24 protein-coding genes and 3 pseudogenes are annotated in these 25,991 nt (G+C 37.9%); 5 read left to right on the top strand and 22 right to left on the bottom strand.

The features are described 5' to 3' along the window. Positions 1-133 precede the first annotated feature (133 nt). Complete coding sequence (locus CD03_RS0123730) at positions 134-1,846, top strand: cache domain-containing sensor histidine kinase (RefSeq protein ID WP_027295752.1); 1,713 nt, start codon at positions 134-136, stop codon at positions 1,844-1,846. A 110-nt stretch (positions 1,847-1,956) separates the two neighbouring features. Further along, positions 1,957-3,474: a response regulator transcription factor gene (locus CD03_RS0123725; RefSeq protein ID WP_027295751.1), complete on the top strand. Its 1,518-nt coding sequence runs from the start codon at positions 1,957-1,959 to the stop codon at positions 3,472-3,474. A 949-nt stretch (positions 3,475-4,423) separates the two neighbouring features. Here CD03_RS0123725 and tnpC read toward each other — a convergent pair. From tnpC to tnpA, 3 genes are all read right to left on the bottom strand, one after another. Continuing rightward, a complete protein-coding gene (gene tnpC, locus CD03_RS0123720) occupies positions 4,424-6,040 on the bottom strand; it encodes an IS66 family transposase (protein WP_027292110.1) in 1,617 nt (538 codons plus the stop codon). A 152-nt stretch (positions 6,041-6,192) separates the two neighbouring features. Further along, positions 6,193-6,537 (bottom strand): IS66 family insertion sequence element accessory protein TnpB, encoded by a 345-nt coding sequence (tnpB, locus tag CD03_RS0123715; RefSeq protein WP_027292109.1) that lies wholly within the window; start codon positions 6,535-6,537, stop codon positions 6,193-6,195. Then, a complete protein-coding gene (tnpA, locus tag CD03_RS0123710; protein ID WP_027292108.1) occupies positions 6,531-6,938 on the bottom strand; it encodes an IS66 family insertion sequence element accessory protein TnpA in 408 nt (135 codons plus the stop codon). The genes tnpB and tnpA overlap by 7 nt, the downstream gene beginning before the upstream one ends. Positions 6,939-7,624: 686 nt before the next feature. On the opposite strand from tnpA, the gene CD03_RS0123705 reads away from it, so the two are divergent. Beyond that, on the top strand, positions 7,625-7,939 hold the full coding sequence (locus tag CD03_RS0123705; protein ID WP_027295750.1) for a plasmid mobilization protein: 315 nt from the start codon (positions 7,625-7,627) through the stop codon (positions 7,937-7,939). Further along, the gene (locus CD03_RS0123700) at positions 7,918-8,469 is read left to right on the top strand and encodes a relaxase/mobilization nuclease domain-containing protein (protein ID WP_027295749.1); all 552 of its coding nucleotides are present in this window, start codon (positions 7,918-7,920) and stop codon (positions 8,467-8,469) included. Before CD03_RS0123705 ends, CD03_RS0123700 begins: the two co-directional genes overlap by 22 nt. Positions 8,470-8,705: 236 nt before the next feature. Here CD03_RS0123700 and CD03_RS0123695 read toward each other — a convergent pair whose 3' ends face one another. The 12 genes and pseudogenes from CD03_RS0123695 to CD03_RS0123635 all read right to left on the bottom strand — a co-directional run bounded on the left by CD03_RS0123695 (position 8,706) and on the right by CD03_RS0123635 (position 18,851). After that, positions 8,706-9,023, bottom strand: a complete 318-nt coding sequence (locus CD03_RS0123695; RefSeq protein ID WP_027295748.1) for a type II toxin-antitoxin system RelE/ParE family toxin — start codon at positions 9,021-9,023, stop codon at positions 8,706-8,708. Then, the gene (locus tag CD03_RS0123690) at positions 9,001-9,291 is read right to left on the bottom strand and encodes a type II toxin-antitoxin system Phd/YefM family antitoxin (RefSeq protein WP_027295747.1); all 291 of its coding nucleotides are present in this window, start codon (positions 9,289-9,291) and stop codon (positions 9,001-9,003) included. The genes CD03_RS0123695 and CD03_RS0123690 overlap by 23 nt, the downstream gene beginning before the upstream one ends. A 452-nt stretch (positions 9,292-9,743) precedes the next feature. Further along, entirely contained in the window at positions 9,744-9,962 is a 219-nt protein-coding gene (locus CD03_RS37405) for a recombinase family protein (protein ID WP_027295746.1), read from the bottom strand. Between the two features lie 200 nt (positions 9,963-10,162). Further along, positions 10,163-10,651, bottom strand: coding sequence for a recombinase family protein (locus CD03_RS34600; protein WP_081820359.1), 489 nt, complete (start codon positions 10,649-10,651; stop codon positions 10,163-10,165). Positions 10,652-10,664: 13 nt separating this feature from the next. Beyond that, positions 10,665-11,429 (bottom strand): annotated as a pseudogene (locus tag CD03_RS37400) (IS5 family transposase). A gap of 74 nt (positions 11,430-11,503) precedes the next feature. Beyond that, a complete protein-coding gene (locus CD03_RS0123665) occupies positions 11,504-11,683 on the bottom strand; it encodes a recombinase family protein (RefSeq protein WP_027295743.1) in 180 nt (59 codons plus the stop codon). Between the two features lie 34 nt (positions 11,684-11,717). Then, complete coding sequence (locus CD03_RS0123660) at positions 11,718-12,590, bottom strand: DUF5688 family protein (RefSeq protein ID WP_027295742.1); 873 nt, start codon at positions 12,588-12,590, stop codon at positions 11,718-11,720. A gap of 99 nt (positions 12,591-12,689) precedes the next feature. Next, on the bottom strand, positions 12,690-13,502 hold the full coding sequence (locus tag CD03_RS0123655) for a recombinase RecT (protein ID WP_027295741.1): 813 nt from the start codon (positions 13,500-13,502) through the stop codon (positions 12,690-12,692). A 92-nt stretch (positions 13,503-13,594) separates the two neighbouring features. Continuing rightward, positions 13,595-14,521: a YqaJ viral recombinase family nuclease gene (locus tag CD03_RS0123650; RefSeq protein ID WP_027295740.1), complete on the bottom strand. Its 927-nt coding sequence runs from the start codon at positions 14,519-14,521 to the stop codon at positions 13,595-13,597. A gap of 197 nt (positions 14,522-14,718) precedes the next feature. Continuing rightward, positions 14,719-15,654, bottom strand: coding sequence for a DUF932 domain-containing protein (locus CD03_RS0123645; RefSeq protein WP_027295739.1), 936 nt, complete (start codon positions 15,652-15,654; stop codon positions 14,719-14,721). Between the two features lie 216 nt (positions 15,655-15,870). Then, a complete protein-coding gene (locus CD03_RS36430; RefSeq protein ID WP_052377944.1) occupies positions 15,871-18,045 on the bottom strand; it encodes a DUF4234 domain-containing protein in 2,175 nt (724 codons plus the stop codon). Between the two features lie 152 nt (positions 18,046-18,197). After that, on the bottom strand, positions 18,198-18,851 hold the full coding sequence (locus CD03_RS0123635) for a zinc ribbon domain-containing protein (RefSeq protein WP_027295738.1): 654 nt from the start codon (positions 18,849-18,851) through the stop codon (positions 18,198-18,200). A gap of 239 nt (positions 18,852-19,090) precedes the next feature. Here CD03_RS0123635 and CD03_RS0123630 point away from each other — a divergent pair, with 239 nt between their 5' ends. Continuing rightward, on the top strand, positions 19,091-19,375 hold the full coding sequence (locus tag CD03_RS0123630) for a helix-turn-helix transcriptional regulator (protein ID WP_027295737.1): 285 nt from the start codon (positions 19,091-19,093) through the stop codon (positions 19,373-19,375). A 117-nt stretch (positions 19,376-19,492) separates the two neighbouring features. Here the strand turns inward: CD03_RS0123630 and CD03_RS0123625 are convergent, their stop codons facing one another. The 7 genes and pseudogenes from CD03_RS0123625 to galA all read right to left on the bottom strand — a co-directional run bounded on the left by CD03_RS0123625 (position 19,493) and on the right by galA (position 25,978). Next, entirely contained in the window at positions 19,493-19,678 is a 186-nt protein-coding gene (locus CD03_RS0123625; RefSeq protein ID WP_027295736.1) for a hypothetical protein, read from the bottom strand. 204 nt (positions 19,679-19,882) lie between these two features. Further along, a pseudogene (locus CD03_RS40170) lies at positions 19,883-20,426 on the bottom strand (transposase); the annotation flags it as partial. Between the two features lie 184 nt (positions 20,427-20,610). After that, positions 20,611-20,715 (bottom strand): annotated as a pseudogene (locus CD03_RS38645) (IS200/IS605 family transposase); the annotation flags it as partial. A gap of 162 nt (positions 20,716-20,877) precedes the next feature. After that, positions 20,878-21,903: a uroporphyrinogen decarboxylase family protein gene (locus CD03_RS36425; RefSeq protein ID WP_052377943.1), complete on the bottom strand. Its 1,026-nt coding sequence runs from the start codon at positions 21,901-21,903 to the stop codon at positions 20,878-20,880. Positions 21,904-22,043: 140 nt separating this feature from the next. Then, entirely contained in the window at positions 22,044-22,694 is a 651-nt protein-coding gene (locus CD03_RS34580) for a uroporphyrinogen decarboxylase family protein (RefSeq protein ID WP_442969729.1), read from the bottom strand. A 78-nt stretch (positions 22,695-22,772) separates the two neighbouring features. Beyond that, on the bottom strand, positions 22,773-23,054 hold the full coding sequence (locus tag CD03_RS38340) for a hypothetical protein (RefSeq protein WP_197041693.1): 282 nt from the start codon (positions 23,052-23,054) through the stop codon (positions 22,773-22,775). 170 nt (positions 23,055-23,224) lie between these two features. Beyond that, positions 23,225-25,978: a beta-galactosidase GalA gene (gene galA, locus CD03_RS34575; RefSeq protein ID WP_156043015.1), complete on the bottom strand. Its 2,754-nt coding sequence runs from the start codon at positions 25,976-25,978 to the stop codon at positions 23,225-23,227. Positions 25,979-25,991: the final 13 nt, after the last annotated feature.

The raw sequence follows: 25,991 nt of genomic DNA, 5'->3' as shown, positions 1-25,991 counted from the left end.
TCGTACATTTCTAAAATACGATATAGTCAGATATTCAGATTATGTTCTAATCACCCTGTTTATGTTGAATTCTACCATCTCCTATATTATAATACAATTTAAGTAATTACTAAGTATTGTGAGGGACCGCTTTATGCGTAAAATAAAATTAAGCATTTCTACTATATTAATTCTTGTATTGACAACTTTTAATACCTTGGCTTTTCTTTGGCTCGGCTTCATTATCAGTCAACACATGGAAACATCCATAGAGGAAACATCCATGAGCTACAGCCACCAGATTATAAACCAGGTACAATACAATCTAAATACTTTTTTTGATGGAATAAATAATACTTTATATAATTTTGCTACTACAGATTCATTAATAGACATTCTTAAAAACCACGATAAAGTGGATGATTACACCCGGCTTCTTAATCATAAATCCATCAACCAGCTGATCTCTTCTAATATTAAAGCAAAAGAAGAGATTTCTAGTATTTTCGTGTTCAACCAGGATACATTCTTTACGGTTCCTTCTATTCAGTTTACTCCCGATGAATTTATACATCAGTTATTGAATAACTATCCTGACTTTGAACATATTAAACCCCAATATTACCCAATAGACTATCCAAACTATTATAATCAACTATCAAAAAGTAAAGAAATTATGGTTGCACTTCCCATTAGAGATTATAAAAACCACAGCAAAAATAATTGCGGTGTACTACTTATGAGTATCCAGACAGTTAAACTTGACCAGTTATTCACCCCTTTAAAAAAAGAGGGGTTCGAGGTTTATATATTGGATAAAAGTAACAATATTTACTATAGTTCGGATTTATCCACTTTAAAAGAACCTTTTAAATTCAACAAGACACTGCTTGAAGTCTCTCTGCCCTTATCTTTTAATGATTGGCAGGTTGTAATTACTTCTGATATGTCAGACATGCAAATTCGCATGGAGAATGTTCACAAGACAATTTATACAATTATTACATCTGCTGTCATTATAACCATCTTAATTATTATGTATCTTTCAGCAAAAATCACTTATCCGCTGAAGTTCATGGCAAACCAGATGGAAAACATTAACTATGATAATCTAACTAAAAAAATCCACCCTGCGGATTCCTACAAAGAAATTAACCAACTATACAATGGATACAACCAGATGCTAAATCGAATTGAAAATCTTATTGATTCCGTTTATTTTGAACGTCTCCGTCAAAAAGAAGCGCATTTCGAGGCACTGCAATCAAAAATAAATCCTCATTTTTTATATAATACGCTTCAATCAATTTACTCATTGGCTATCCTGGAAAGACATTCTGATGTTCAAATAGTGACAATAGCACTTAGCGACATGCTAGAATATATTACTTACGATAATTCAGATCAAATTCCTTTTTCAGAAGAACTAGCTTACATACACAATTATCTTGAGATACAGAAAAGACGTTATAGTAATAAATTTATTATAGAATATCATATTGAAAAGGATGCCGAACTCTGTCTAATTAATAAACTTTTGATACAACCAATAGTCGAAAATGCAATAAACCATGGATTTTCTCAGCTGACTGCTAATGGACAGCTCATTATTTCTGCTAATATCCTTAATGGCATGTTGACTATTGAAATAACCGACAATGGAAAAGGTATTGATTCAGATATTTTGGAATTGCTGACTAAACAAATGAATGCGCCACAAAAAGATGAGAAACATAAAAGCATTGGCCTGTCTAATATCCAGGAACGTATCCATTTGAAATATGGACCTGGTTATGGAGTAACTGTACATAGTAAAAAGGGGTTTGGCACTAAGGTAATCCTAAAAATTCCGGCACACATTTTTTGAGGCTTCTCTAGCCGTTGTGTTTGCATTTTCAGATTATGGCTTAACCTCTATTGAGCGATGCAGATGCAGAACACGAAAAATATCGGCATAATGCCAGAAGGAGAAATATAATGAGAATTAAGATTTTATTAGTTGATGACGAAGAACTGACCACATTAGCGCTGAAAAAGATTTTAAGCCACTACCCAGATTTATATGAAGTTATTGGCACTGCATCAAATGGGGCAGAAGCCTTAACAATTCTTGAAACCGACCATCCCCACATTGTTGTGGTAGATATCCGTATGCCTGTCCTCGATGGAATTGGCTTTCTAAAAGAAATAGAAGTAAAAAACATACCGCTCTATACCATTGTTCTTAGTGCCTACCGCGATTTTGAGTATGCACAGCAGGCTCTGCATTATGGCGCAAGTGACTATCTTTTGAAGCCTATTTCTCAGGAAAAACTATTGGGGGCCCTTCAAAAAGCTACTGAAAAAATAGAGGAAAGGGATGTACTCGCAAAAGTATCCGTCGAAAACATTCAACAAAAACGCCAAAGAGTGCTTCACCGCTTTCTACAAAAAGGAACCATTTCTTCTGATTATAGTCCGGCTACCGAACTACAGATAAACGGTTCTTATCAAGTGCTGCTGATGTATTGTCCCGAGGAACTTCCTCATGCATTTGTGGAAGACTGTACTGACTTTAGATGGATGCCCTGCACGGTTGATAGAATGATCATCCTTATCTCCAAGAATTCTAAACCGGATGATATAGTAGAACTCATAAAAAAAACAAATGACAAATCAAGGGAATATTTCCTTCCCTATCTCATTTTTTCTCTCAGCAATGAGCGCTATTCATGGGAATACTTACCTGATGCCTTTAAAGAATGCACTTTTTCACTAGATTATTACTTCTATCTTTCTAGGCAGTCGTACATTCCCTATTCAATGATACAAAATATTAAAAAGATTACATTTAAATCCTTGCAACCTCATTTTGACCACTTGCACGAATACCTGAAATTGGGTGCCGAACAGAAAACTTTTGAACAGTTAAAACAAATTTACAAAATGCTCTCCAAAAACATGAATGCTAACCCTCATGTTATTCATCAGTTGTTTTATGAATTTCTTCTTCTAACACTTGATACCCTACAATCTGCAAATAAAGATAGTGGTATTACGGATTATGTAAAGAACATCACGTTACGTAATATGCAAAACCTTCCAACCCTGGATTCACTGTATCAATATATACTTACACAATTGAATCACTACTTCAATCACATCGAATCTCTTTACCTACAGAGTAATGAGCGTATTGTGGAACGTGCTAAAAAATTCTGTGAGCAGAACTACAACACAGACTGCAGCTTGGATGATATCGCAAACAGCGTTTATATCTCTAAAAACTATCTAGCTCAAGTATTTAAAGAAAAAACCGGAATCAGCCTTTGGAATTATTTCACAGACTTACGTATGGAAAAAGCCAAAGACCTGCTTGCGTCCAAACATATTAAGGCAACTATAGTAGGTGAGATGGTTGGCTATAAAAACCCTAGCCACTTTGGGCGTGTCTTTAAAGAGCGCGTGGGGTTGACTCCCAAGGAATACCAGCAAAGAGTCGTTCAATCCACATAGCACAAGTATGTTACTGGTAATTACACATTAATAGAGATTTCCTCAGGAGCACATTATTTTTATTCAGTAAGCTGCCTATTCACGAAAAATAACACACCACCTTTTTAGACTCTGTATTGTGTAATCTTTTCTATATAGTAATATGGTTAGTAAACCTTTACCATTACAACCTAATATTAGTTCAAATCATTCCCATCACGCATCTGCAACTAATATAAAATGACCTTTACTTCATTATTATTATAATAGAGACTATTCGATAATATTTCTTCAGGCTCCACAACTGTAGCATTAATTTCCTTAACCATTTAGATTTAATTGTTCTTCAGTATACTTAACTGCCATAACCGAACCTCACTTTCCTGAGTGGTATTATAGCAGAAACCGCAGATTTTAGCCATTTTTGATTTGTGTCATCTTCGTCATTTTGACGGTGGATAACAGTCATGAAAACCTGAAAAGAAACGCTGAAAATTCAGATATTTATGACTGTTATCCACAATCCGAAAAGTTTTTGAATCATGTAAATATAAAAACTCACATGAAACTTTTATAATGTGAATAACTTCAAATTTTAATTGCACAGAATAAATCAATATGAATAAAAATGATTTTATTTTCGCTTTTTTGCACAAATTACATGGAAAACGCCGGATCCGGAACTTCCTCAATCGGACTTCTGGAAATGATTTCCAAGCCCTGCATCAACATTTGATACTGGTCTGCGGTAATCTCCAGTGCTTCGTCTTTTGTGCGCGGCCATCGAAAGTTACCAAGCTATCAAAAATCGCATGTAATTATAGTGAATTACTCCAACTCGCAAAGGGCTGGGGTAATTTTAAATTTTACCGCATTATTATTTGGCGCTTACATTGTAAGCGCAAAATAGTCTTACGCTATTAATAAATATCGCTTGCACCAAAGATAGATGCAAGCATTTTACTCTATTTTAGTTTTGACAGCTAGCTTTGGCAGCTTCGCTCCATGGAGCAAGTTGCTCTAACTGCTCATCTGACATGGTTTCAGTTGGCCGCCCGGCCAATAGATAAGTCAGATATTTATAGATGTTCAGATCATTCGCTTTCGCCATCTCAACCATGGTATATACCATAGAACTGGCGGCTGCACCTTTGGGACTGGTACTGAACAGCCAGTTCCGGCGCCCCACTGTGAATGGGCGGATGGCATTTTCGCTGAGATTATTAGAAAGACTGCAGTGTCCATCTTCAAGATAGGTAATAAGCGTATCTTTCCGGTTTTGGGCATAGTTCACCGCTCTATCAAGGCGGGTACCCTTGTTTGGTTTCTGCTGATCCAGCCATTTCCAGAATGCTTCCAGTACTGGCTTTTCTTTTGCGAGCCGGAATTCTTTTCGCTGCTCAGCTGAATGGTTTTTGGCTTTTGAATACCGTTCGCATTCAAAAAGTTTCGAGCAGAATTGGACGCCCTGTACTGCAGGATTGCTGTAATCATATTCCTTGCCTTTTGGTACAGCATCTATAAAGTAGCGTCTCGTATGAGACCAACAGGAGCATCGCTTGATACCGGGAAGATTATTATATCCCTGATATCCATCCGTTTCCAGATACCCGGCAAAACCATTCAGGAATCTCTCAGCATTATACTTGGCTCTTGTTTCTGTATAATGATAGAGCACAATCGGCGGCAGTTCATCTTCCCCACTGCGGAACAGCCACATCCAGGAGTCTGTTTCTGGATTCCGTTCCGGCTCTCTTAATACCTGCACCCGAGTTTCATCTGCCATAAGATACTGTCTCTTAAGCAACTGGCGATGAAAGTAATCATATACAGGGCTAAAATAGTGCTCCGCACAGTAAATGACCCAGTTCGCAAGTGTTGTACGATTTAAGGCAACCCCAAGCTGCGCCCAGTCCTGCTCCTGCCTTTTCAGCGGCATACCATTCTGGTATTTCTGGTTCATTACCCAGGCAACTACAGATTCCGATGCATAGCTTCCAGGAATCAATGCATCTGCGACAGGCGCTTTCACAAAGACCTGTTCATCCGGATTTTCCTCTGATATAACACACTCTGGACATTTGTAGGTCTCCCGGTAAATATTTACAACTTTACCCTTTGCAGGTGAAAAACGAAATTCGTGACGAACGAATTCTTTGCCGATATATTCCATCTGTGCACCGCAGGAAGGACAGTTTTTCTCTTCCTCTGGCAGAGGGATAATCTCATCACAGGATGGGATATTTTTAAAGAGCTCTGCATGCGTGCGTTTTGCTTTACGTTTATGCGTTGGAACAGTGATATCATCTGGCAGTTCGGGATTCCAGTTATTGTCAGCTTCCTGCTCAGCTTCATCAAAAAGATTCAGCTGACCCTCCACATCCTTGCGTTTTTCACTGGAAGTGCCAAAGAGTTTCTTCGTTAGATATTCAATCTGCTGACGAAGATTTTCTTTCTCAAGACGGTCTGCCTCTAAGGTCTTTTGCAAAGACTTGATGAGTTCTGTCTGTGCAGCAAGAGTTGTATTCAATTGACTGATGGTATCCTTATATGCAAGGATTTTTGAATCTTTTGAATTGCCAGCCATAGGTTTTCTGCTCCTTTTTCTATGCTTTTATTTTACCATAAAAAGCATAGAAAAAGAAGCGGAAAATCCAGTATTTACAAGGGTTTGAAGCCTATCCCGAGTAGTGGAAAATGATCCACTTCCCGACAAAAAAATGTGGATATTTTCCACCGTTAGTCAGTAGGTTTGAATGCTTTGGGCTGTTCGATTTCAAGACCAGACATGAGCCAGTCGAATTGCTGCCAGGTAAGCTGTCTTACTTCAAGCTGATTTCTTGGCCAGCGGAACCTGCCCTGTACTTCCATTCTTTTGTAAAGAAGTACAAAACCGTCAGTTTCCCACAGTAATGCTTTGATTCTATCACAGCGTTTGCCACAGAAAAGATAAAGTGCACTCCGTCTGGGATCCATATGCAGCTGTTGTTCCACGATTGCACACAGACCATCGATGGATTTTCTCATGTCCGTACGGCCGGTAACAATAAAGATTTCATCGGCAGCTGTGATATCCCCTAGCATTCAAACTCCTTCAGTACGTTGAATACCTGTGCGAGAAGAAGCGGATCGGCTCCATTGGGGATGGATAAAGTGCATCTGCCTATCGAAAGATTCATGGATGGTATATCTGGAACTGATACGCGGGTGCATGAAGTATCAAGCATAAGATCATTCTGGCTACATGAAGCTTGATTTTTAAAATCGACTTTTACTACTTCCTGTTTTTCAGGAGCGTTACAGCTGCGTCCGGTAGCTGGTGGAAGATCAGAGCAGCCTTTTTGGCGAAGTCTTTTCACCCAGTTGTAAAATGTCCCTGGTTTAATATCATGTTCCACACACCATTGGTGATCAGTGAGACCACTGCTGCGGCATTCCATAATTAAGCGATATTGTTCGTGTGCTGGTATTCTGGTACTTCTCATGAGCAATCCTCCATAAATGTAAGTAGAGTAAAATGCTCGCATCTATCATTTCTATCAATAGAAAAATGAAGTAAAATGCTTGCATTCTCTAACTATAATTATGGACTGGGTTTTAGGACAAAACAATCCGTGGAATTATTTTGCGCTTACCTTACATTATATCATTCAGATCAATAACTGAACTTCAAATTTTATAATTTAAAATGTTAGGAAATGGAAACTCCTCTCGTGATACACAGTTAGAAATAAAAACAAAAAAAAGACCGGAAACCCTATATAACATAAGGTTTCCGGCGCCCCTGCCAAGGAATCGAAGCGACGGGATTCGAACCCACGACCTCTGCGTCCCGAACTATATGCGGTGTGTACCTTCTATATCCTTTAAACGATCTGGAGTGTCTTGAAATGCCCATATTTCAAAGGAGCCGAATGATATATCACATCTAATTCAGCAATAATAATAAATCGATTGATCAACTAAGTGTTAGAACAGTGTTAGAACAACTAATAATGATCAAGGGCAGATAATAGAATAATTAATAGCTGTTTATCATAACTAAAAACTTTCTGTAATGTAACTTTAAACAGTTACATCAACATTATTGTAAAAATAGACTTGTATATAAATGTATGTACAAATGCTATACTGGCTAAATACCCCATAACAAGATAAAGGAAAATTTAATATGAGTAAAGTAGACGATATAAACAATATGAACAAAACCAAAAGATTAAATTTGCGATTAAATGATAAAGAATACAATGAGTTATTAGAAAAATCAAAGCAACAAGGGATCTCAATGAGTAGTTATATTTTGAGATCTTCTCTTAACCCAAATGATATATCCAATATTTATTATAGTAAAGAATTAAAAGAACTATTAGAATATACAAATTATTTATTAGATGCTTTAGCAACAAAATATTTACCAGAAGATTATGACATGTATCATACATTATATAAAAAGGTAGGTGAATTATGGCTATTTTTAAATTCATAAACAAAAAATATCAAACTACCACTGATTTATATAATCTAATTAATTATGTAATTGAAAACGCCAGTTCTTACTATTCTCCGAATATGTTTCATTCCTCTCCTGATATTATGTGTGCTCAATTCCAATATTATAAAAATTACTATTATAAAATAGACGGCAACCAAGCTATTCACTTTTGCCTAAGTATTGATTCTAAAAAATGGGAAAAAGATGTAACCTTGCAGAATTTCTATAAATGCGGTCTAGATATATGTAATATATTTAGGGATTATCAGACTATAATGGCTCTTCACACAGATAAAAAATCTCACTGGGACATTCATTTTGTCTGTAATTCCGTAAGCTTTATTACAGGTTTGAAATACCATAGCTCTCCTACCGATTTTAATTATATAATGCAAGAAGTTGCAATCTATTTGTCTCGTTACCATATGGCACTTCAAACTATTAATTATTATGATGAAAATAATAAATTACGTAGAGGTAGTGAAACCAGTTCCTTCCTGTATCAAAACAAGGATTACTTTTAAAAATGAGCCCACATAGACTCTAGTCTATGTGGGTTTACATTTTGATATGCGTTAATTTTCCCTTCATTTAAAAGTTTATAAACGTCATCATAGTCCTCAAATATATCTGTTTTATCCTCACTTTTATTTTACTATACTATTAGTTATTAATGATTATGGAGGCTTTTGCATGTACCATTTTGCATGTACCTTAATCATTAAACTTCAAGTCTAGTCAAACCCTTGGAAGATATCCACTATCTCAAAAGCCAAGAATAATTCTGCCTACAATCCACAATATACTCTACATTAACTGTCTGCTCTTTAATCTGATACAAAACAATATAGTTTCTCTCTACATATAGCCTGTGATATTTATTAGCCGGAATATATTCGGCAATAAAATAGGGACAACGTTCCGGCATAGCAGAAAGTGAGCGCATTGCTTTTAGCAATTCACTCTTAGTCTTTCTTGCCGCTTTTGGATCCTTTTGGGCTACAAATCTTACATGTTCAATCAACATTTGCCTTGCACGCTCTGAAACAATCACATTATACGATAATATCTTGTTCATGCTCCACCTCATCTATAATGCTATCTAAGCAATTCTCTAATTCATCCAGCGTACACCCCATGCGTCCTGCCTGTCGATCTTCTTCTACTGAAAGCAACTCTTCACGTAATTTCATCATTTGTTCACGCCGATTGAATGTATCCATATCCATGACAACGAGGTCACCTTCACCATTTTTTGTCAAATAAACCGGCTCTCCTGTTTTCTTACACAAATCCGCAATTTCATTATAATTTTGTCTTATCGCTGCAGATGGCTTTATATTCATATTTTTGTCCTCCATTAACATAGTCATATTTTATCTATATTATACTTTAATTATACTATGTGTGCAATACTTTTTATTTTTGTCAATTAATACACATTTTTTAATATACTACGTTTCAAATTCATTCACCAACTTATAAAAGCTCGACTTCTTTAACTGTAACTGCCGCATTATTTCCGTAGCTGTAATCTGCCGCTCCTTCCACATCTGATAATATTTATCCCAATCTTACGAATATCTGATCTTAGGCCTTCCCAAACGCTTCCCCCGCTTTTTTCCCCGCTGTGCTTCCTTATTAACTCCCGCTCTTGTTCTGCCATACTGCCAGCACTTCGATTAGAATGTTATTAATCATATCCAGAATCCATTCCTAACTGTCAGGAACCTGAATCAACGTTGTCGGTAAGTCAATAATCATCAAACGAATATGATTTTTCTTATGCCACTCAAGCTCATTCTTGATATCTGACTTTTATAACCAAAGTATCATCACTCCCCAATCCAAGCACTCCCTTTAGAGCATCATAACCAGGTCTGTTAACGTCTTTACCACTCCCCTTATCTGTTACAATATTTTCCTCAGGAACATATTGTATTAGCTCCACAAGTTGTCTATCCAGATTTTGTTCTGACGAAGAAACTCTAGCATATCCCATAATTTTACTATTCATTCTTAACTCCTCCAAAAAATAAAATATGTCCGAAAAGGCTCCGTCGTTTTAGATATATCCATAAATAAACTTTTGACCTTCCCAGACATTATTTTTCTTCTTATTTCCTATTAATATAATCGTTCGTAAACCTCTACCTTTTGGGATAGCTGAGATAGCCTATCATACATATCCCAAAAGGTCATTTTTAGATTTTTAAACTATGGATCAATACCAGATACTTTTTGAGCCACCTTTTTCTCATATGTCTTTACCATTCTATAGAAACTACTCCTTTTCATTTCTACATTAAGCATAGCTTCTTTTGCCGTGCATACTCCACTTTTCCATTGTTGATATACTTCTTCAAAATTATTTGGCTCATTAATTCTGTGTCTGCCCAAATGCTTGCCCTTTGTCTTGGCTGCTTCTATCCCTTCCTGTTGTCGCTTTCTGATTGTCAAGCGTTCCTGTTCTGCTATACTCGACAAAACCTCAGTCAAAATGTTCTGGATCATTTCCAAAATCCAGCTCTGACCTGGTGGTATTTCAATCATGGAGGTAGGCAGGTCAAGAATTTTCAAGCGTATTCCTTTTTGCTGAAACCACAAAAGTTCGTGTTTAATGTCTTCCTTATTTCTGGATAATCTGTCCAATGATGTAATAATAAGAGTATCACCTGTCCGAAGTCCTAGAGCGTGTTTTAAAATTACTGCACCTTGGTCATTTTAACCAAATTAATATTGAAGCGATACACAAAAATCCTAGATAGGTGAATGCAAGTTTGTCATAGCGGGTGGCAATTCTACGATATGCCTTTAGCTTTAAAAAGAGTTTTTCTATCAGATGTCGCTCTTTATATAGCCACCAATCGCAATGACGTTCAAACTTTGCTCCCTTTCTGGATGGAATTGTTGGTTCACCACCTTGCTCATAGATATAGTCAATCAGTTTATCACTGTCATATCCACGATCAGCAAGTATGTTGCTTCCTTCTAAATTTACATGTTTCAATAAGGGAATCGCGAAATTAATATCGTTGCGTTGTCCTTCACTGATCATGAAATACACTGGATTTCCATAAGCATCCACAATTGCGTGAATTTTTGTACTGGCTCCCGCCCCGGCTGTGTCCTATTTCGCTGGAAGGCCCCCTTTTTTTGCACCGGCACTATGCTGGTGCGCTTGAACGATGGATGCATCTAACGAAAGTTCTTCCAATTCGGCTTCAAGGCTTAGAACGCGAAAAATATTGTCCAGTACGCCAGCATCAATCCACTTACGAAAACGGCTGTATACACTTTCCCATGGCCCATAACGCTCAGGAAGATCACGCCAGGGGGCTCCGCTTCGCGCCAGCCAAATCATTGCATTAAGCATGGTACGGTTTTCTTTTGAGGAACGACCTGGTTTTCCTGTGTTTTCAGGAGGAAGTAAAGTTACTATACGATTCCATTCATCATCTGTTAATTCATATCGTCTCAACATATAAAACACCCCTTTTTCTTTATTTTACCATAAAACGGGGATGCAAAACATTTGTTTTGTGCAACTTTTAATTTTCAAACACGCTCTAGCGCGCCTTTCAAGGCCTGATAAGAATTCCTATCCAGATTCTTTCCACTTGCTTTATCTACCAGAATATTTTCTTCTAAAACATATTCTTTTAATGCAATTATCTGACGGTCAAGGTTTTGTTCTTTGCTGCTCACCCTGGCATAACCAAAAAATCTTTTTTCCATAAGCTCTCGTTTCTCCAGATATTTTAGTTGTAGACTAAAGCTCTATCTGTCCTGTTTCACAGTTATACCGATAAACGCTGTTTGATAACTGTTCATCCCTCCTGACCTGTGTCTCATTCACTTCGATCACCATCTTTTTCAATTCATCTGCACAGATCTCTTTATTAACCGGCACAAGTATCACCTCATGGATAGAACTGGGTAGAATATAAAAATCTCCTTTGATTTTGGTGGAGAATTTTTCCATTAAATCGTGTCTCAAGATTCCGGTTGCCCCGTTGTATAACTCTTGGTTTCCCAATACATACATCCTGCAGGATTCATTCTCAATTTCTTCTCTAACGTCTATAATATCTGCCAGGACATCCCCTATCCCATTTATTGTATAAACTTCACTTTTCAGGTTTTTCATAGCCGTCTCCCACAACTCCTCTGCCGTAATTCCCCATCCATTAAGCATTGGCTCTTTAATCAGTACTGACGCCACGCAATTACTATCTTTGCACAATCTAACTTGAAATACAGCCGCTAAATCCAATATTTTTTTATGTGGCACAGTTTGTAGCATTTGACTGTTCCATTCATAATTAATCAGCTTTATGAAAATTAGCCCTTGTACCCCATCCCATGACCCAATAATCTTTTTTCTGTTAATATGTGCTTTTGTCTCTAAAATCTCCAAAATCATTTGCACCACCTTTTTCATGTTCTCGTCTTTAAGATATTCTTCGTACAGTTCATCCAAATGAATTGCAGGCATCATATTTATTCCTGACTCATAAAAAGTCAGTACTTCCATTTCACTCCGATTATTCTTTTTAATTGTATCAAGATTAACCTTTATCCCGGTTTTCATACTTTTCTCTACTCTTTCTTTTAGCTCCATCTTAAATTCTTCGTATCTCATACTTTTCTCCTTATACTTTATCCTATATTAATTTATAAGTTCCTATATAATAGCTGTCACTAAACAGCTTAAAATACGTAGCCTTGTTACTACATAATTCTACGCACTCTCTTCCATATAATCCGTGTCAAAAATAATCTCACCATGAATTTCTGACATATTTTCGCTGATTTCATTTTTAATGGTTTCATCTGAAGATAATGCCTTGCGGAAATCTGCTTTAATCGGAGCATATTTCAGCACCTGCTTAATAACTGTCTTTTTCGCCATTCCGTTGTAATTGCTCTTCCATGGGCTGAAGGAAGAATCAATAGCTTTAGAATACGCTTTTGCGTAGGCATCCATTTCTTCTTTTGACATCACTTCAAATCCATATCCACCATTAGTAAGTTTGAAAAGGCCGTAGAAAAGTATAACTTCTCCACGGCCTCTCAGAACTGGGCGGTGTATCAACGTTGGATTCAACCCTAACTCATATTTAAATTCATCATTTTCATAGACTGCTTGTGCCGATATCATTTGCATTTGCGGATTCCGGTAGCTTAAATCAATCATACCTTTATAGCCAATCTGAAACTGGCATTCCATTGTGCCCTTATTATTAAATGGGATTAAATAGGCTTGTCCCAGCGGAGTGTTTGGCTCCAAGCCAAGCTGTGCTGCATTCATCATGGCCGCTAAAAAGCTGATTTGCGTACACTCTCTTAACTTTGGGGTCGTATTAAGTGCAGACAATGCCATTCTTGTAAATCTCTCCGGTGTAATCACTTCTGGCAGGGCTTTCTTAATCTCCGGTTCCATTGCTTTAATTAAGTCAGCAATGCTCATAGCTTTTGTTAATCTCGTATCACCATTTGTGCCTTCTGCCTTTTTTGCCAATTCCTCTTTTATATTTCCTGTTCTCGTTGTCATAACTTGTATCCTCCTGTTTCCATATATTATGGGGCTTTGCATATAACAGGCAAAATATATACTCTCTCTAACCGCACTCTTTATGCCTTTTTTTATGCTGCCTTTATACTAAATCTACGGGTTGTACTCAGCTTCTTATATTTCTCATATATTTCCGGTTGTTCCGCTTTCAGGCGCTTTTCATCTAGTCTGTTACTTTTTACAGATTTCCATGACACCAAAAACTGATCATTTTCGGCCTGTTCCATCTCTCCCAAAAACATTTTTAATTCCTGCTCTATCTGTTTCTTTTCAGTTTCCATCTTATCCATGACCGTCACAAGTTCCTGCCTACGTTTTAATTTTTCATCAAATCCTTTCAGTGGTACTACTTCAGGCTTGGAATTATTAAAATATTCTGCTATTACACTGTCCGCCACTTTAGAGCCGTCGGGATCAGGAATCACATTATTCATCACATGTTTCTCCCAAAAATCCTGTTCTATCTTAATCAAGTTGGATATAATCTGTTCGTCCCGTTCCAACTTATAAAATTTGAACTCTCTCCCATAAATCAGCACTGCAATATACCAGGCATCTGCATTGCAAACGGACATATAGTGATAACACTGTATCTGATAAGACATCGGTATTTTCCCATCCTGCCATTTGTCCGCCATGTACGGGCTGGCCGTTTTGCATTCCAATCCTGCATTTTCTCCCACAATCATCCGGTCTATATCCGCGAGCATGAAGGGATATTCCATGTCTCCAAAGATGGCATTAGCCCGTCGCACTTTTTTGCCTGTGATCTGACTGAATCGAAATGCTACATAATTTTCAAAATCTCTACCCTGTCGCATCGCTTCATTATCTATCTCCTCCACTTCATCTGAGATCTTATCCTGATAGACCTGCATGGCTGTTCTATACGGATTCAATCCGCACACTGTGCCTGCATCGGAACCACCTATTCCCTGTTTACGGTATTTTAACCATTCCTTTTTATCCAAACTTAATGTTGATACTAATCTTTTCATACAGTCTGCTCCTACTTTTCCTCGTTGTCCACTTTATAATGAGTTTCTTACAATCCCCTAATGCAGTTTTGTAGTTCCACTACATATAAATGCTCTTCTTTCAACCGCTTCCCATAAAGAAAAGCCAGGATGCTGGGTCATTCAACTTCTTTAATGATAATTTCCCAATTTCCTGGTTATTCCTAAAAATGCCTTCATTATGCCACAGTACTCATTATCTGATATGCCTTATCAATCAAAGGATTACCCTCCATTGTTCTTGAGAACATATTCTCCTTATAGTTGGCTGTCCGGCGGAGTGGTTCAGCATGAGTGGCAAAATCAGAAACTGCATTAATAAAGCGATACGCATTATTACCCACATCCTTTAAATCAGGAGCCTCATAATATCTCAATTTGATATCTTCCTGTAACCGTTTTATGTTCTTAATTTGTTGGGGGGTTGAGCCATCCTCCACTGGCAATAGGTTTTCAATGTATTCCAGCACCTGTTTATCCGTAAGCTTTTTCCGACGAAGGTTTTCAAACTCTTTACCAAGCTCACCCATGTATTTCTCCGCCCTGAATAATGTATCTTTTGCTTCTTTCACCTTCCCCTTAATATCACCGGTATGAATCATAGACCAGCAACGCATAGCATTAGATAATGCCAGATTCAGTGTGTTTTGGCAAACAACTCTAATAGGGGTTAATGCAACCTTAATCGCCCCAGAACCATCATGTGTATTAGAGAAAACAAGATATGGACTGATTCTTTCCCCAGAAATTATGTATTCGTGTGGCAAATGTGCCAACAACCATACTTTTTTCCCTCCCTGTAAGCTTCCGGCCGTTTCATAACGAACCCCCTCACCTAAAAGCTCATCCGTAAAAGCAAAGGCTTCTCTGTTTTGAATGATTTTGTATCGGTCGGTAACTACACCAAGCACTTTTCTATCCGAATCCCGTATATTTGCTTTGTAACCTTCAATAAGTTCATTCGTATCCGTATAGATTGACTCCTGCATTACATTCCAATTCAGGCCTGCTACGACTAAAGCTTCTCTGGAGTCTGGTGCTTCCATAACTCTAACCCCTAAACCATGCCATGGTTTATTTCTTATATAAAACATTGTTTCTACATTTGCTGCCATACTTTCTTCCTCCTCTACTATTTTTATTTGTACCATATACAACCGAACAGATAGAACACAACCTTGCCTAAAAATTTGAATACAAATTCAAAAGTTTTCATTCAATAGACCCCCTTCCTTATTTTTACACAATATAAAAGAAGTGAAAACATATATTCACTTCTCTTACTATTATGATATATAATTATAATTTGATGTTTTTCCACATACAATAATTCATGATGTATGATAATACTCCGAAACCATATAGCTTTTATTATCAGTAATTTCATCTATATCAGGAAATCCTGTTGTTCCCTCTCTGGTAATCAAAACCTTTGCTGTATCCTCCCATATAAAAGTCAGTGTTAAACCATTCAGATAAAATACAACGGTATGGTCATCCACTATATCTCCAGTACCACTTGCAGAATTGCCGCCCCCGTCAAAGCAAAGTGTAAAACTAACGGTTGTGCTACCAATATCTGTTATATTAACCATTCCAGCCCCTATATTTGTACCGTTTCTATATGAGCCCGTTATCCCGATAAAGTTTTTATGACTCTTTTTATCGCTCATAGAAACTAAGTTTTTTATATTGCTCTTTTCAAACTGATTTAGCAATTTATCTTCATCGAAATCCTCAGCGTCAATTGTCCCTTTATACCAACTTTTTGAATTAAAATAAGCTTGAATATTACTATCTTTAAACTTTCTTCCATGACGTGCATATATTTCATTTATTGCCATTTGCTTATTTTCATCTGATAGTTGCTCTATTTCATCTGCCGATAATTCTCTTATATTACTCTCTGATAATATATATTCATTATCTAACGGATTTGTTTCAGCTACGCTTTGTGTTTCTGGCTGTCCATTTGCATTTATATCTCCACTTTGCAAAATTATACATTTAGCTTCAATACTTTCACCAACTCCAGCTTCGCTTTCTTTCCTGTAAGTGCCTGCCACATAGACCTTATCACCTTCTATGACATTTTCTATCTGTTGACCGCGATCATCAATTATTAATACATCTTCATCCTCAATGGTTATAGTTGCATATTCTGTACTAATATAATAAGTCTGAGTGAGACTTATGTAATGGATTAAAGATTCAATTATTATTTCCTTACCTTCGTATATACTTGAATTTCTAGCCAACTCTTCCCCATTTACTTTAGCACAACTGTTTATATAATTCTGTAATACTTCTTCATTAGATACTTCCGTTTCACTTTCTATATCATTTTGTCCAGACATCCCTTTAGTAAAATAAGCAATTTCAAAGATTCTTTCATCAACCTCACTAAATTCCAAAGATATATAGGTATTCAATACATTATTAAAATAAGTTAAATGTCCTTTCTTTTCTTCTTGGAGTAGATAATCATCCTTTAGTTTTTCAGTTGCTTCCGCTTCTGTCATACCTATTTCTACTCCATGAAATCCAGGTTCTTTACCTCCTGCATCATCAATTATTATATATTCTATAATTTCCGATTCATCGTATGACACAGCTACTTTACCGTCCAATGCTTCATATTCTAAATTACTTTCATTATAGACAAATCCAGCTTCTTCTAGCTTTTTTACAGGTTTCGAGATAAACTTTTCCAAGTCCAATCCGGATAAATCTTCTACTTGTGTTTCTAGCACTTCTTTCTGAATCCCACTATCTTCTGAGCCACTAAGCATAAATAGAAATCCAACTATTAAACTTAATAAAAACGCCCACATAATGGCATACATAATAACAACATTCCTTATCAAATGTGGGTGGGGCACTTCCATACGCTGCAATTCTTCATCGGATACCTCATGATTATAGCTAAGAGCAATCCGATTCATATTATCAAACATAATATATGTTGCCACCAAAATACCCACACCGGGCAATACTGTACATCCAAGGATATACCAAATTAAAATTGTCGTTCCATTTTCACGTATTTGTACACCATACCTAGGGGCTGCCTCATGTATACGATTTCCCTGCTTGTACCACCAGTAAAACGCGTAAATCCCGCAGGTAACCATTCCAAGTAATAATACAACAATGTAATTCGAGCTTTTCTTCCCGTCATCTTCACATACATCATTGATATCCTTAACAAAACTATACAATACATAGATCCCATATATTCCACAGGTTAGAGTGGATAGCAACAAGTATTTCCACAAACTTCTATGCTTAATCCTTCTACCACCCTCATTTTTTGGTGGCCGATCACTTTTAGTTTGCTGTGTTTCGCTATCCACTGAAATTTGTTTCTCATTGCTTTTATCTATGTCTTTTTCTAAACCATGGGTGTTGTTTACCTTTACAGCCTCGTTATTTAAAATAATTCCACAATATGGGCATTTAATCCACTCTTCTTTTATTTCTTTTCCACAATTCGTACAAAACAAATCTTTGCCTCCTCTGCATATGTCTTTTTAATTTGTATATATGATAGTTATACATTACGTAGTAATATCTCTGCCACAGTTTGGACAATACTTTCATCCCGGTTTAACTTCTTTTTCAAGTTTTAAAATATCTTTGCCCTTCTCTTCTAAAATCAAGCATTGTTCTCAACACTTTCTTTTTCATTAACCAGCATCCTTTCATCGAAAAAATATTTGACGACTCCTCCTATAATTAATAAAACTAATGGCCCCTTTAAAGTGATTAAGACATCTGCTATCGAGTCATTTGCAACTGCCGCAAACAACGCCAATTCTTCTGCGAGCGAAGGGGTTAAGAAGAAAATTCCACCCAAAACAACCATAATAATGTAAGCGCATTCAACTAACAAAATTACTTTACAAGAATAGTTGTTTACAATCCGGTTTTTCTGTAGCTTCACAAGAAGTTCCAGTTCGTCAGCTATAAATCCCAAAATAAGATATGGTCCACACGCATATAGAAACCTTATCATATATAAAAGTATTTTGTAGCCTTCGTCAGCTTTGATCTCGCTGTATATGTATGAAATTATCATGCCACCTGCCCATATTCCGAAAATGATCGTTATAATATGAAGGGCGAATTTTAATTTTTCTCTTCCACTCCCATAAAAACTAGGAAGGAATACATATTCATCTTTTTTGTCGTTTACTTTCTGTTGTTGCGCCATAGGCCGTACTTCCTGTTTTCCTATCAAGTTTTCTCCACAATATGGACAGGATGTCCACTCCTCTTCTATTTTGCTTCCGCAGTTATTACAATACATCCTTTTGCTCCTTTAGAATTTTAATTTTATTTCACTGCATTATCGATAATATCAACTTTGTTGCCTTTAGCTAAGATAGAGAACTTTTTCTAAAGCGAGTTCCTCTTTATCTTTCAAAAAATCCCTCCTCTTAAGTTTTTTATATTTTTCTTTATTTCTTTTGTCCATTATAGCAATACTTTAGTATTTAGTAAATAGGATGTTTAGCAGTTAATCTAAATAAAAGGAGGAGTTTACAAATGTTTGGTGATATAATTAAAAATCTACGGCTTCCACGCAATCTAAGCCAAGTTCAATTAGCAAGCGAATTGAATGTTTCAAAACAGACTGTATCTAATTGGGAAAATAATAATATACTGCCGTCTATTGAAATGCTAATTAAAATATCACATTTCTTTTCTGTAAGCACAGATTTTTTATTAGAATTAGATGATAGACGTTATATTGAAATAACCAATCTTACCGATAAACAATTAGCCCATATCCAGCAGATTATCAACGACTTAGCCAACAGCCCAAACTAGCGAAAGGCTATTACAACAGTACTGGAAGCCAGTAAAATGTAAAATTCCATTCCACTTGCTTCCAGTATTCTGATATCGGCAAATTATGTATGTCTTTCATGGTAATCCTTTAAATCTTTATTTCTTTTCCACCTTACTATCTTCTAATATTGTTATTGCATATTCATATCCGCTCATAAACGCTCCCCTTTGTACTTTTTCCATTACCTCTGTAATGCATTCTTGAAAAGATGCCTGATTGTCTCTCATAACAAATCTTTTCAATTTTTCTACCTCTTGATAACAGTTTTCTTCTTCTCGCATCGAGAACCTCCTTGTATTTTCATAATAAGCAAAAACCAGAACATTTCTGCTCCGGTTCCTATTTTCTGTATCACTTTTATAATATATAATTGAAAACACCCTAAAATACCATTAGTATAACGCTTGTTAATGATTACCAGATATTTTTAGGATCACGACTACACCCGAAAAATATGAATGGATATCAGAAAAGAGACCTTAAGAACATTCCGCATTGAAATCAGCAAGTTTTATCAGAAGTTTTGCCTGATTCTTGGTTACAGCTTTTTTCCAGGCAAAAGTATATTTATTAGCACTGGCTCCAATTTTAGTGCCATCGATAAAAATAGCTTCACCTGAGATTTCACCAAGTTCAAAAAGAGTGTTTGACATTTCTGCAAGAATACGCTTGGAACAGGGCAAAATGAATGCTTCTGAATCTAGCAAAGGTTGCATGATCCGGAGCTTTTTCACCCTCTAAGAGGAACATAATATTGATATCTTTTTTACAATTCAGTTCCATAGAACATGAAGAATAATCACCGTTTATATAAGAATAGAGTACAATCTTTAGAAGTGTTATCGGCGGTACAGAATTTATTCTTTGGTAAGTAGAATACAGGTCAGTCAAATCCGTTGCCTCCGCAAACTGACTTAGTAACCGCACAGAATCATCTTCCGAGATGATTGTTTCAAGATTTAACGGAAGTTTTAATTGATATCCGTCAGAGAATTTCGTATAATCTTTATGTAAGTTAATGTATTTGATAAGGATAAGCCAGTTAATAAGATAACCTCCAAGGATATCCGAAGCTGGCAGAATGAGCTGATTCAGAAAGACTACAACTCCTATCTGGACAGGATTTAGAATATGATGACTGCACTTTTATCGACTATACTTGCTTTATCTCACGCAACTTTTTGATAATCTCCACCAAATCCTTCTTCGTCTAACCATACATTATTTTCCTGCGATATTTTGGAATAAATACAATATGATACGTGCAATTCTATCGCGTATATTGTATACTTTGATTATCCGTTTGGGTACTTCCTATGCTTTCGATATGGACTGCAAAACCAATATCATTATAGCATAGGAGTTTTTAGTACTCTAGGTAACGCTACGGCTTTGCCTCGGCCCCCATTTTAAATGGGGGATATATATCTTTATTTATTATGTAGTTGATTAATTTAACTTACCTGAGAACCCCTTCCTACTATTCTTTATCAAAGAAATACATAGCCTTGGCATTCTCCACCGGCACTGCATCCGTAAGGATATTACAGGTAGACAGGATGAACCCGGTATTTCCCATGTTCTCTACAACTCTTTTTACCTCTTTTTTTACTTCCTCTGGGCTTCGAAAGGGTAAGAGTTCATTCAGGTCGATGTTACCGATGAGACAAAGTTTATCACCATACTCCTTCTTTATTTTCACAATGTCCATGCCCGCTGACGGCTGAATGGACTGAATCGCGTCAAACCCACAGTCGATAATATTCGGTATCTCATTGTAGAGATATCCGTCACTGTGAAAAATCACCGGTATATCTTTATATTCTTTGATAGCGCTGACAACCTTCTTATAGTAGGGATAGGCCACCACCTTCATGGTATCCGGGGGCAGAAGCAAGCCGGTGTTGTAAGCAATGTCGTCTGTCATAAGAATTGCCTCCGCACCGTGGTCTAAGAACTTCTTCGCCCTTCCAAGCTCAAACTTCATGAGCTTGTCTGCCAGCTTCGCAACCAACTCCGGCTCTGTCATGCAGTAACACATATAATCCTCCATACCAAGGCACCAGTCCAGAGCACTCACTGGCCCGTTAATTTGAGACACCAGGAAAAAGTCTGTATTCTTCCTGTAAAAATCCAGCAGGTGTGTAGTAGCCACAGACAAATCCGCCGGTTCATAGTCATCTACATCCTCAATATCTTCAAGGGCCGGTTTCAGCATCTGGAAGCTATGGGGCGTCTCCTTAAAGATATCTCCGTAAGGACTCTTATAAATGGGGTAGCCATCCTCTGCGTATCCCATCAATTCTCTCGGAAATTCATGCATATCTATCCAGTCGAAACCCAGTTCCTTTCGCACAAAAATTTCTTTCTCCATGGCAGACATGGGCTGTTCTACATCCTTTATAAATTCTACGATAAATCCACCTTCAATTGCAATTTCTCCTTTTGGAATCCGATCCACCGGCTGATGATTTAAAGCTGCAAGCATTCTTTCCTTCTTCGTCATGACATTGTATTCCTCCTAATATTAATTTTTCATTATCACTTTAGTATATCTACACTTCTGATTTCAACTTGCAAATGTATACATTATCAATAAAAATGCATGGGTTTCCCCATGCATTGATAACATTTTCCTGTTTCAAATTAATCGAACGCATTCAACAGTGCTACCAGATTCTCCAATGGTACATCCCGATTTACTTCGCTCTGGCCAATCAATCCTCCCCCATTGACCCAAAGATACTTCTTCATGATATCTGCGCATTCCTGAATATCTTCCGGTGTTCCCTTGGGCAGTGTAGTCTGGCGGCTGATTTCTCCCCAGAAGGTGATTTTTCCTGCATATTCATCTGCTACTTTTTCTACACCCATACACCACAACTGTGAATTAATGGCATCAACGCCCAGCTCAATGAAATCCGGATACAACTCATATATCCAACCGTCGCTGTGGAAGAACACTTTTTTTCCGGCAGCCTTAATCATATCAATCAGTTCTTTGTACAAAGGTTTAAAGATCTCTCTCCATCTGTCCGGTGATATCAGGGTGCTGATCTGGCTTCCCCAGTCATCCCCAAAAGCAACTGCATCGATATCAAGCTCCACCCATTTTTCCACATATGCCCGTTCAAAATCCATGACATAATCAATGACCTTGTACATGTCCTCTTCATCCAGTGCAATATCACAGTACAAATTCTCTGTGCCACGCAAATACTGCATACGCTCAAAAAGGCTGATCCAGCCGCCGATTATGAACTTCCCCTGCTTCCGGTACTCAGCAGCCTTCTTCATAAGTCCGTCCTTAGCTTCTTGCCACTCTCGCAAAAACTGCTCTGTCGGCGGCTGATAAGAATCCACGTCATCATATTCTTAAAATACCGGAGATTTCACCTCACCGATGATACCCGGCTGAATATTTTTCCAGCCACATCCCCATGGATCCACAAATTCGCCCTGTTCATAATATCTCGGTTCCAGTCCCATATCAAGAGGCCCCACCAGGGAAACAATATCACATTCCTTTTTCGCCTGTATCTCATCCAGCTTCTCTCCATATTCATTTCTTGTAGCCGGAAGCGTCCACACATCCCGGGGAATTCTGTCCGGATTTCTAAATTCCAGGGTTGCCAATACTCGTTCTCTGCTATCCATTTTCTCATACCTCTATTCCATTTTTATTTTTTTCTGTTATAATTCATTTTATCATCATCATTTTTATACCGCAATTACGTTTGAATGCCATAGAAAATTAATAAAAGGTTTCATATGTCAAATCCTGTTTGTCATTTTAGCTTCTCTCCTTTTTTGTACGACTTTTAATTTTACAGCTTCAAAAGAACAGCTTCCTGGATACCTGCATACGGAATTGCCTTATTATTGCTCTTTATTATCACAGTTATTTCAACATCAGTTTCCGGTTTTTGATTAATCGGAATTTCAAACTGTCCTCCGAATATACAGTCCTTCTCACCGGCATACGCTCCGTTAAAATAAACCCAGACGTATCCGGTGACTTTACTGAAATAAAGGGAATTGGCTTTTTCCAGCTGTTCTACATTCACTTTTGTACGATATTGTACATAGCACCCATACTTCTCGTCCAACTGTGGTAGCTGCTTGCCGTTAAAGGATACCGGTTCCAGCGTATTCATATCGCAGGCAGCCAATGTAATAGTCGGATCTGGTTTCTCACTAACTGCTGTATGTGATACCCTCCAGTTTGAAATCACCATATCCTTTGATGTCTTCACATACGGAATGAATTCTGTATTCAGAATGTTCAGAGATACTTCGGCAGAAACAAGACCTTCGGCCACGGCCTTCACTGTTACTTTATCCATACCCATATTGTTTCGGATAATCACCTGGCATCTTCCATTAAACAGACTGCGCTTATCACTGAAATCTTCTTCATGGCAACTTGGATCACCGTTTCCTACTCCGAGAATTTCACCACTCCCTGTTATCTCAAATTGAATCATATTATCTGCATCTGGAACTGGAATGCCATCTGGATCAACAACACTTACATCTATGACAGCCGCATCTCTTCCATCACAGTAAAGCACATCCTTTTCACAGGTAAGTACAATCGTTCTCGCCGCGCTTGTTGTGATTCTTTCCTGTACAATTTCTTTTCCATCCTTAAGACCAACTGCCCGAAGAATGCCGGGCTGATAAGGTACCTTCCAGGTGCACTGCTGATACATTTCATTTTTCTGTTTTCCTAAAGATACCTCGTTTAAGAAAAGTTCAATTTCATCACAATTGGAAAAGGTCATCACGTTTTTCTCCACACCTTCATCCCCCAGAAAGTTCCAGTGGGGCAGGATATGAAGAATCGGTCTTTCCAGCCAATATGCCTGATACAGAAAATAAATATCCTTGGGGAACCCACAGGTATCCATAATTCCAAAATGGGAACTGATGCTCGGCCATTCGCAGGGGGACGGTTCACCGCGATAATCGAAACCTGTCCATGCAAACATTCCCATCACATAAGCTCTGCTGTTCACCGCTTGCCATGTACCTCTGACGGAATCTCCCCATGGAGCACACTGCACGTCATAATTATCAAACCGACATTTCTCTATATCTGTTTCATATACGCCTCTGGTCACAAAATGAGAATTCGTCTCGGACCCCACCAATGGCTGTTCTGGGTATTTCTTATGAAATTCATCATAGCTGTCCGTAAAGTAATTGAAACCTGCAACATCAAATACGGTAGCACAACCTTCCTCCTCCATAAATCCACCGTTCATGGCTCCAAGCAGCGGACGGGTGTCATCTAATTGTTTCACCTTCGCGGCCAGACGTGACGCAATGCGTCTGCCCTGAGCCGTTCCCTGCAATGGTTCCTCATTGAATACGGAATATAGTACAACCGAAGGATGATTTCGGTCTCTTAATACCATATGGCTTATCTGTTCAATGCCTTCCTGTGCGGAATTAAAATTTCGGTTTTCATCCATAACGAGCAAACCATGCTTATCACACAAATCTAATATTGTAGTAGATGGCATTCCATGGGCGCACCGGTATGCATTGCAACCCATCTCCTTTAGCTTACCAATTCTATATTCCTCCACCGCATAAGGTACGACTGTTCCAACGCCCGCATGGTCCTGATGTGCACAAACTCCTTTTAACTTCGTTGGATGTCCGTTTAAGAAAAATCCTTGATCAGCATCCACACAAATTGTCCGAAATCCGAAGTTCGTATCCACACAATCCTTCTCCTGTCCGCACATTAAGACCGTCCTTAACCGATACATGACGGGATGTTTGTCACTCCATAATTTCGGCTGTTTCACATTCAGCTTCTGGCATACTGTTTGTCTGCTGTAACCTTCACAACCCCCACTGCTCTCTTCTCGGGCTGCTACATTTCCCTCTTCATCCATAATTTCTGTAAGTAATGTATATTCTCTGTTTCCTGCAAGGCTGTTCTCTACAACGGTCTCCACCGGAACCGTCCAGTCACCTTCTCCGACTTTTTCCGGTTTGACCCAGATTCCATTATATGCAATATGTAAAGGTGCTTTCTTCACAAGCCAGACATCCCTGTAGATACCTGCACCTTCATACCACCAACCTTCCCAGGTTTCAGCATCCACCCGTACTGCCAGTGTATTAGTCTGCGCACCAAAGGTAACAAAATCTGAAATATCCACTTCAAAGCCTGTATACCCGCAAAAATTTCTCTTCACAAGCGTACCATTCATATACACCTCGGTATGTGTTGTCACTCCGTCAAATTCTAAAAGAAGCTGCTTGCCCATATCCTCTTGCCCCAGCGGAAACTGTATGCGATACCATGCCTTTCCACGAGCCTTACTTCCATGTGCATATGCTTCCTCTTTATCAAATGACTCACTTACCACCCAGTCATGGGGAACCTCCACTGGTAACCAATCATCCATTGAATAGGTCCGTGCTGCCGGTCCTTTACATCCTCCTTCTTTTGCAAAAGAATACAAATCGGTATGCGTCCTCTCCTCAGGCAACACGCTCAGATCACCTTTATGAAACATCCATCCCTTTTCTAAACGCAATTGTTCTCTATTTTCCATTTCAGTCTCCTTC

This window comes from Robinsoniella sp. KNHs210 (assembly GCF_000686105.1).
Lineage (GTDB): Bacteria > Bacillota > Clostridia > Lachnospirales > Lachnospiraceae > Robinsoniella > Robinsoniella peoriensis.
This window is presented reverse-complemented; position numbering and strand designations above follow the sequence as displayed.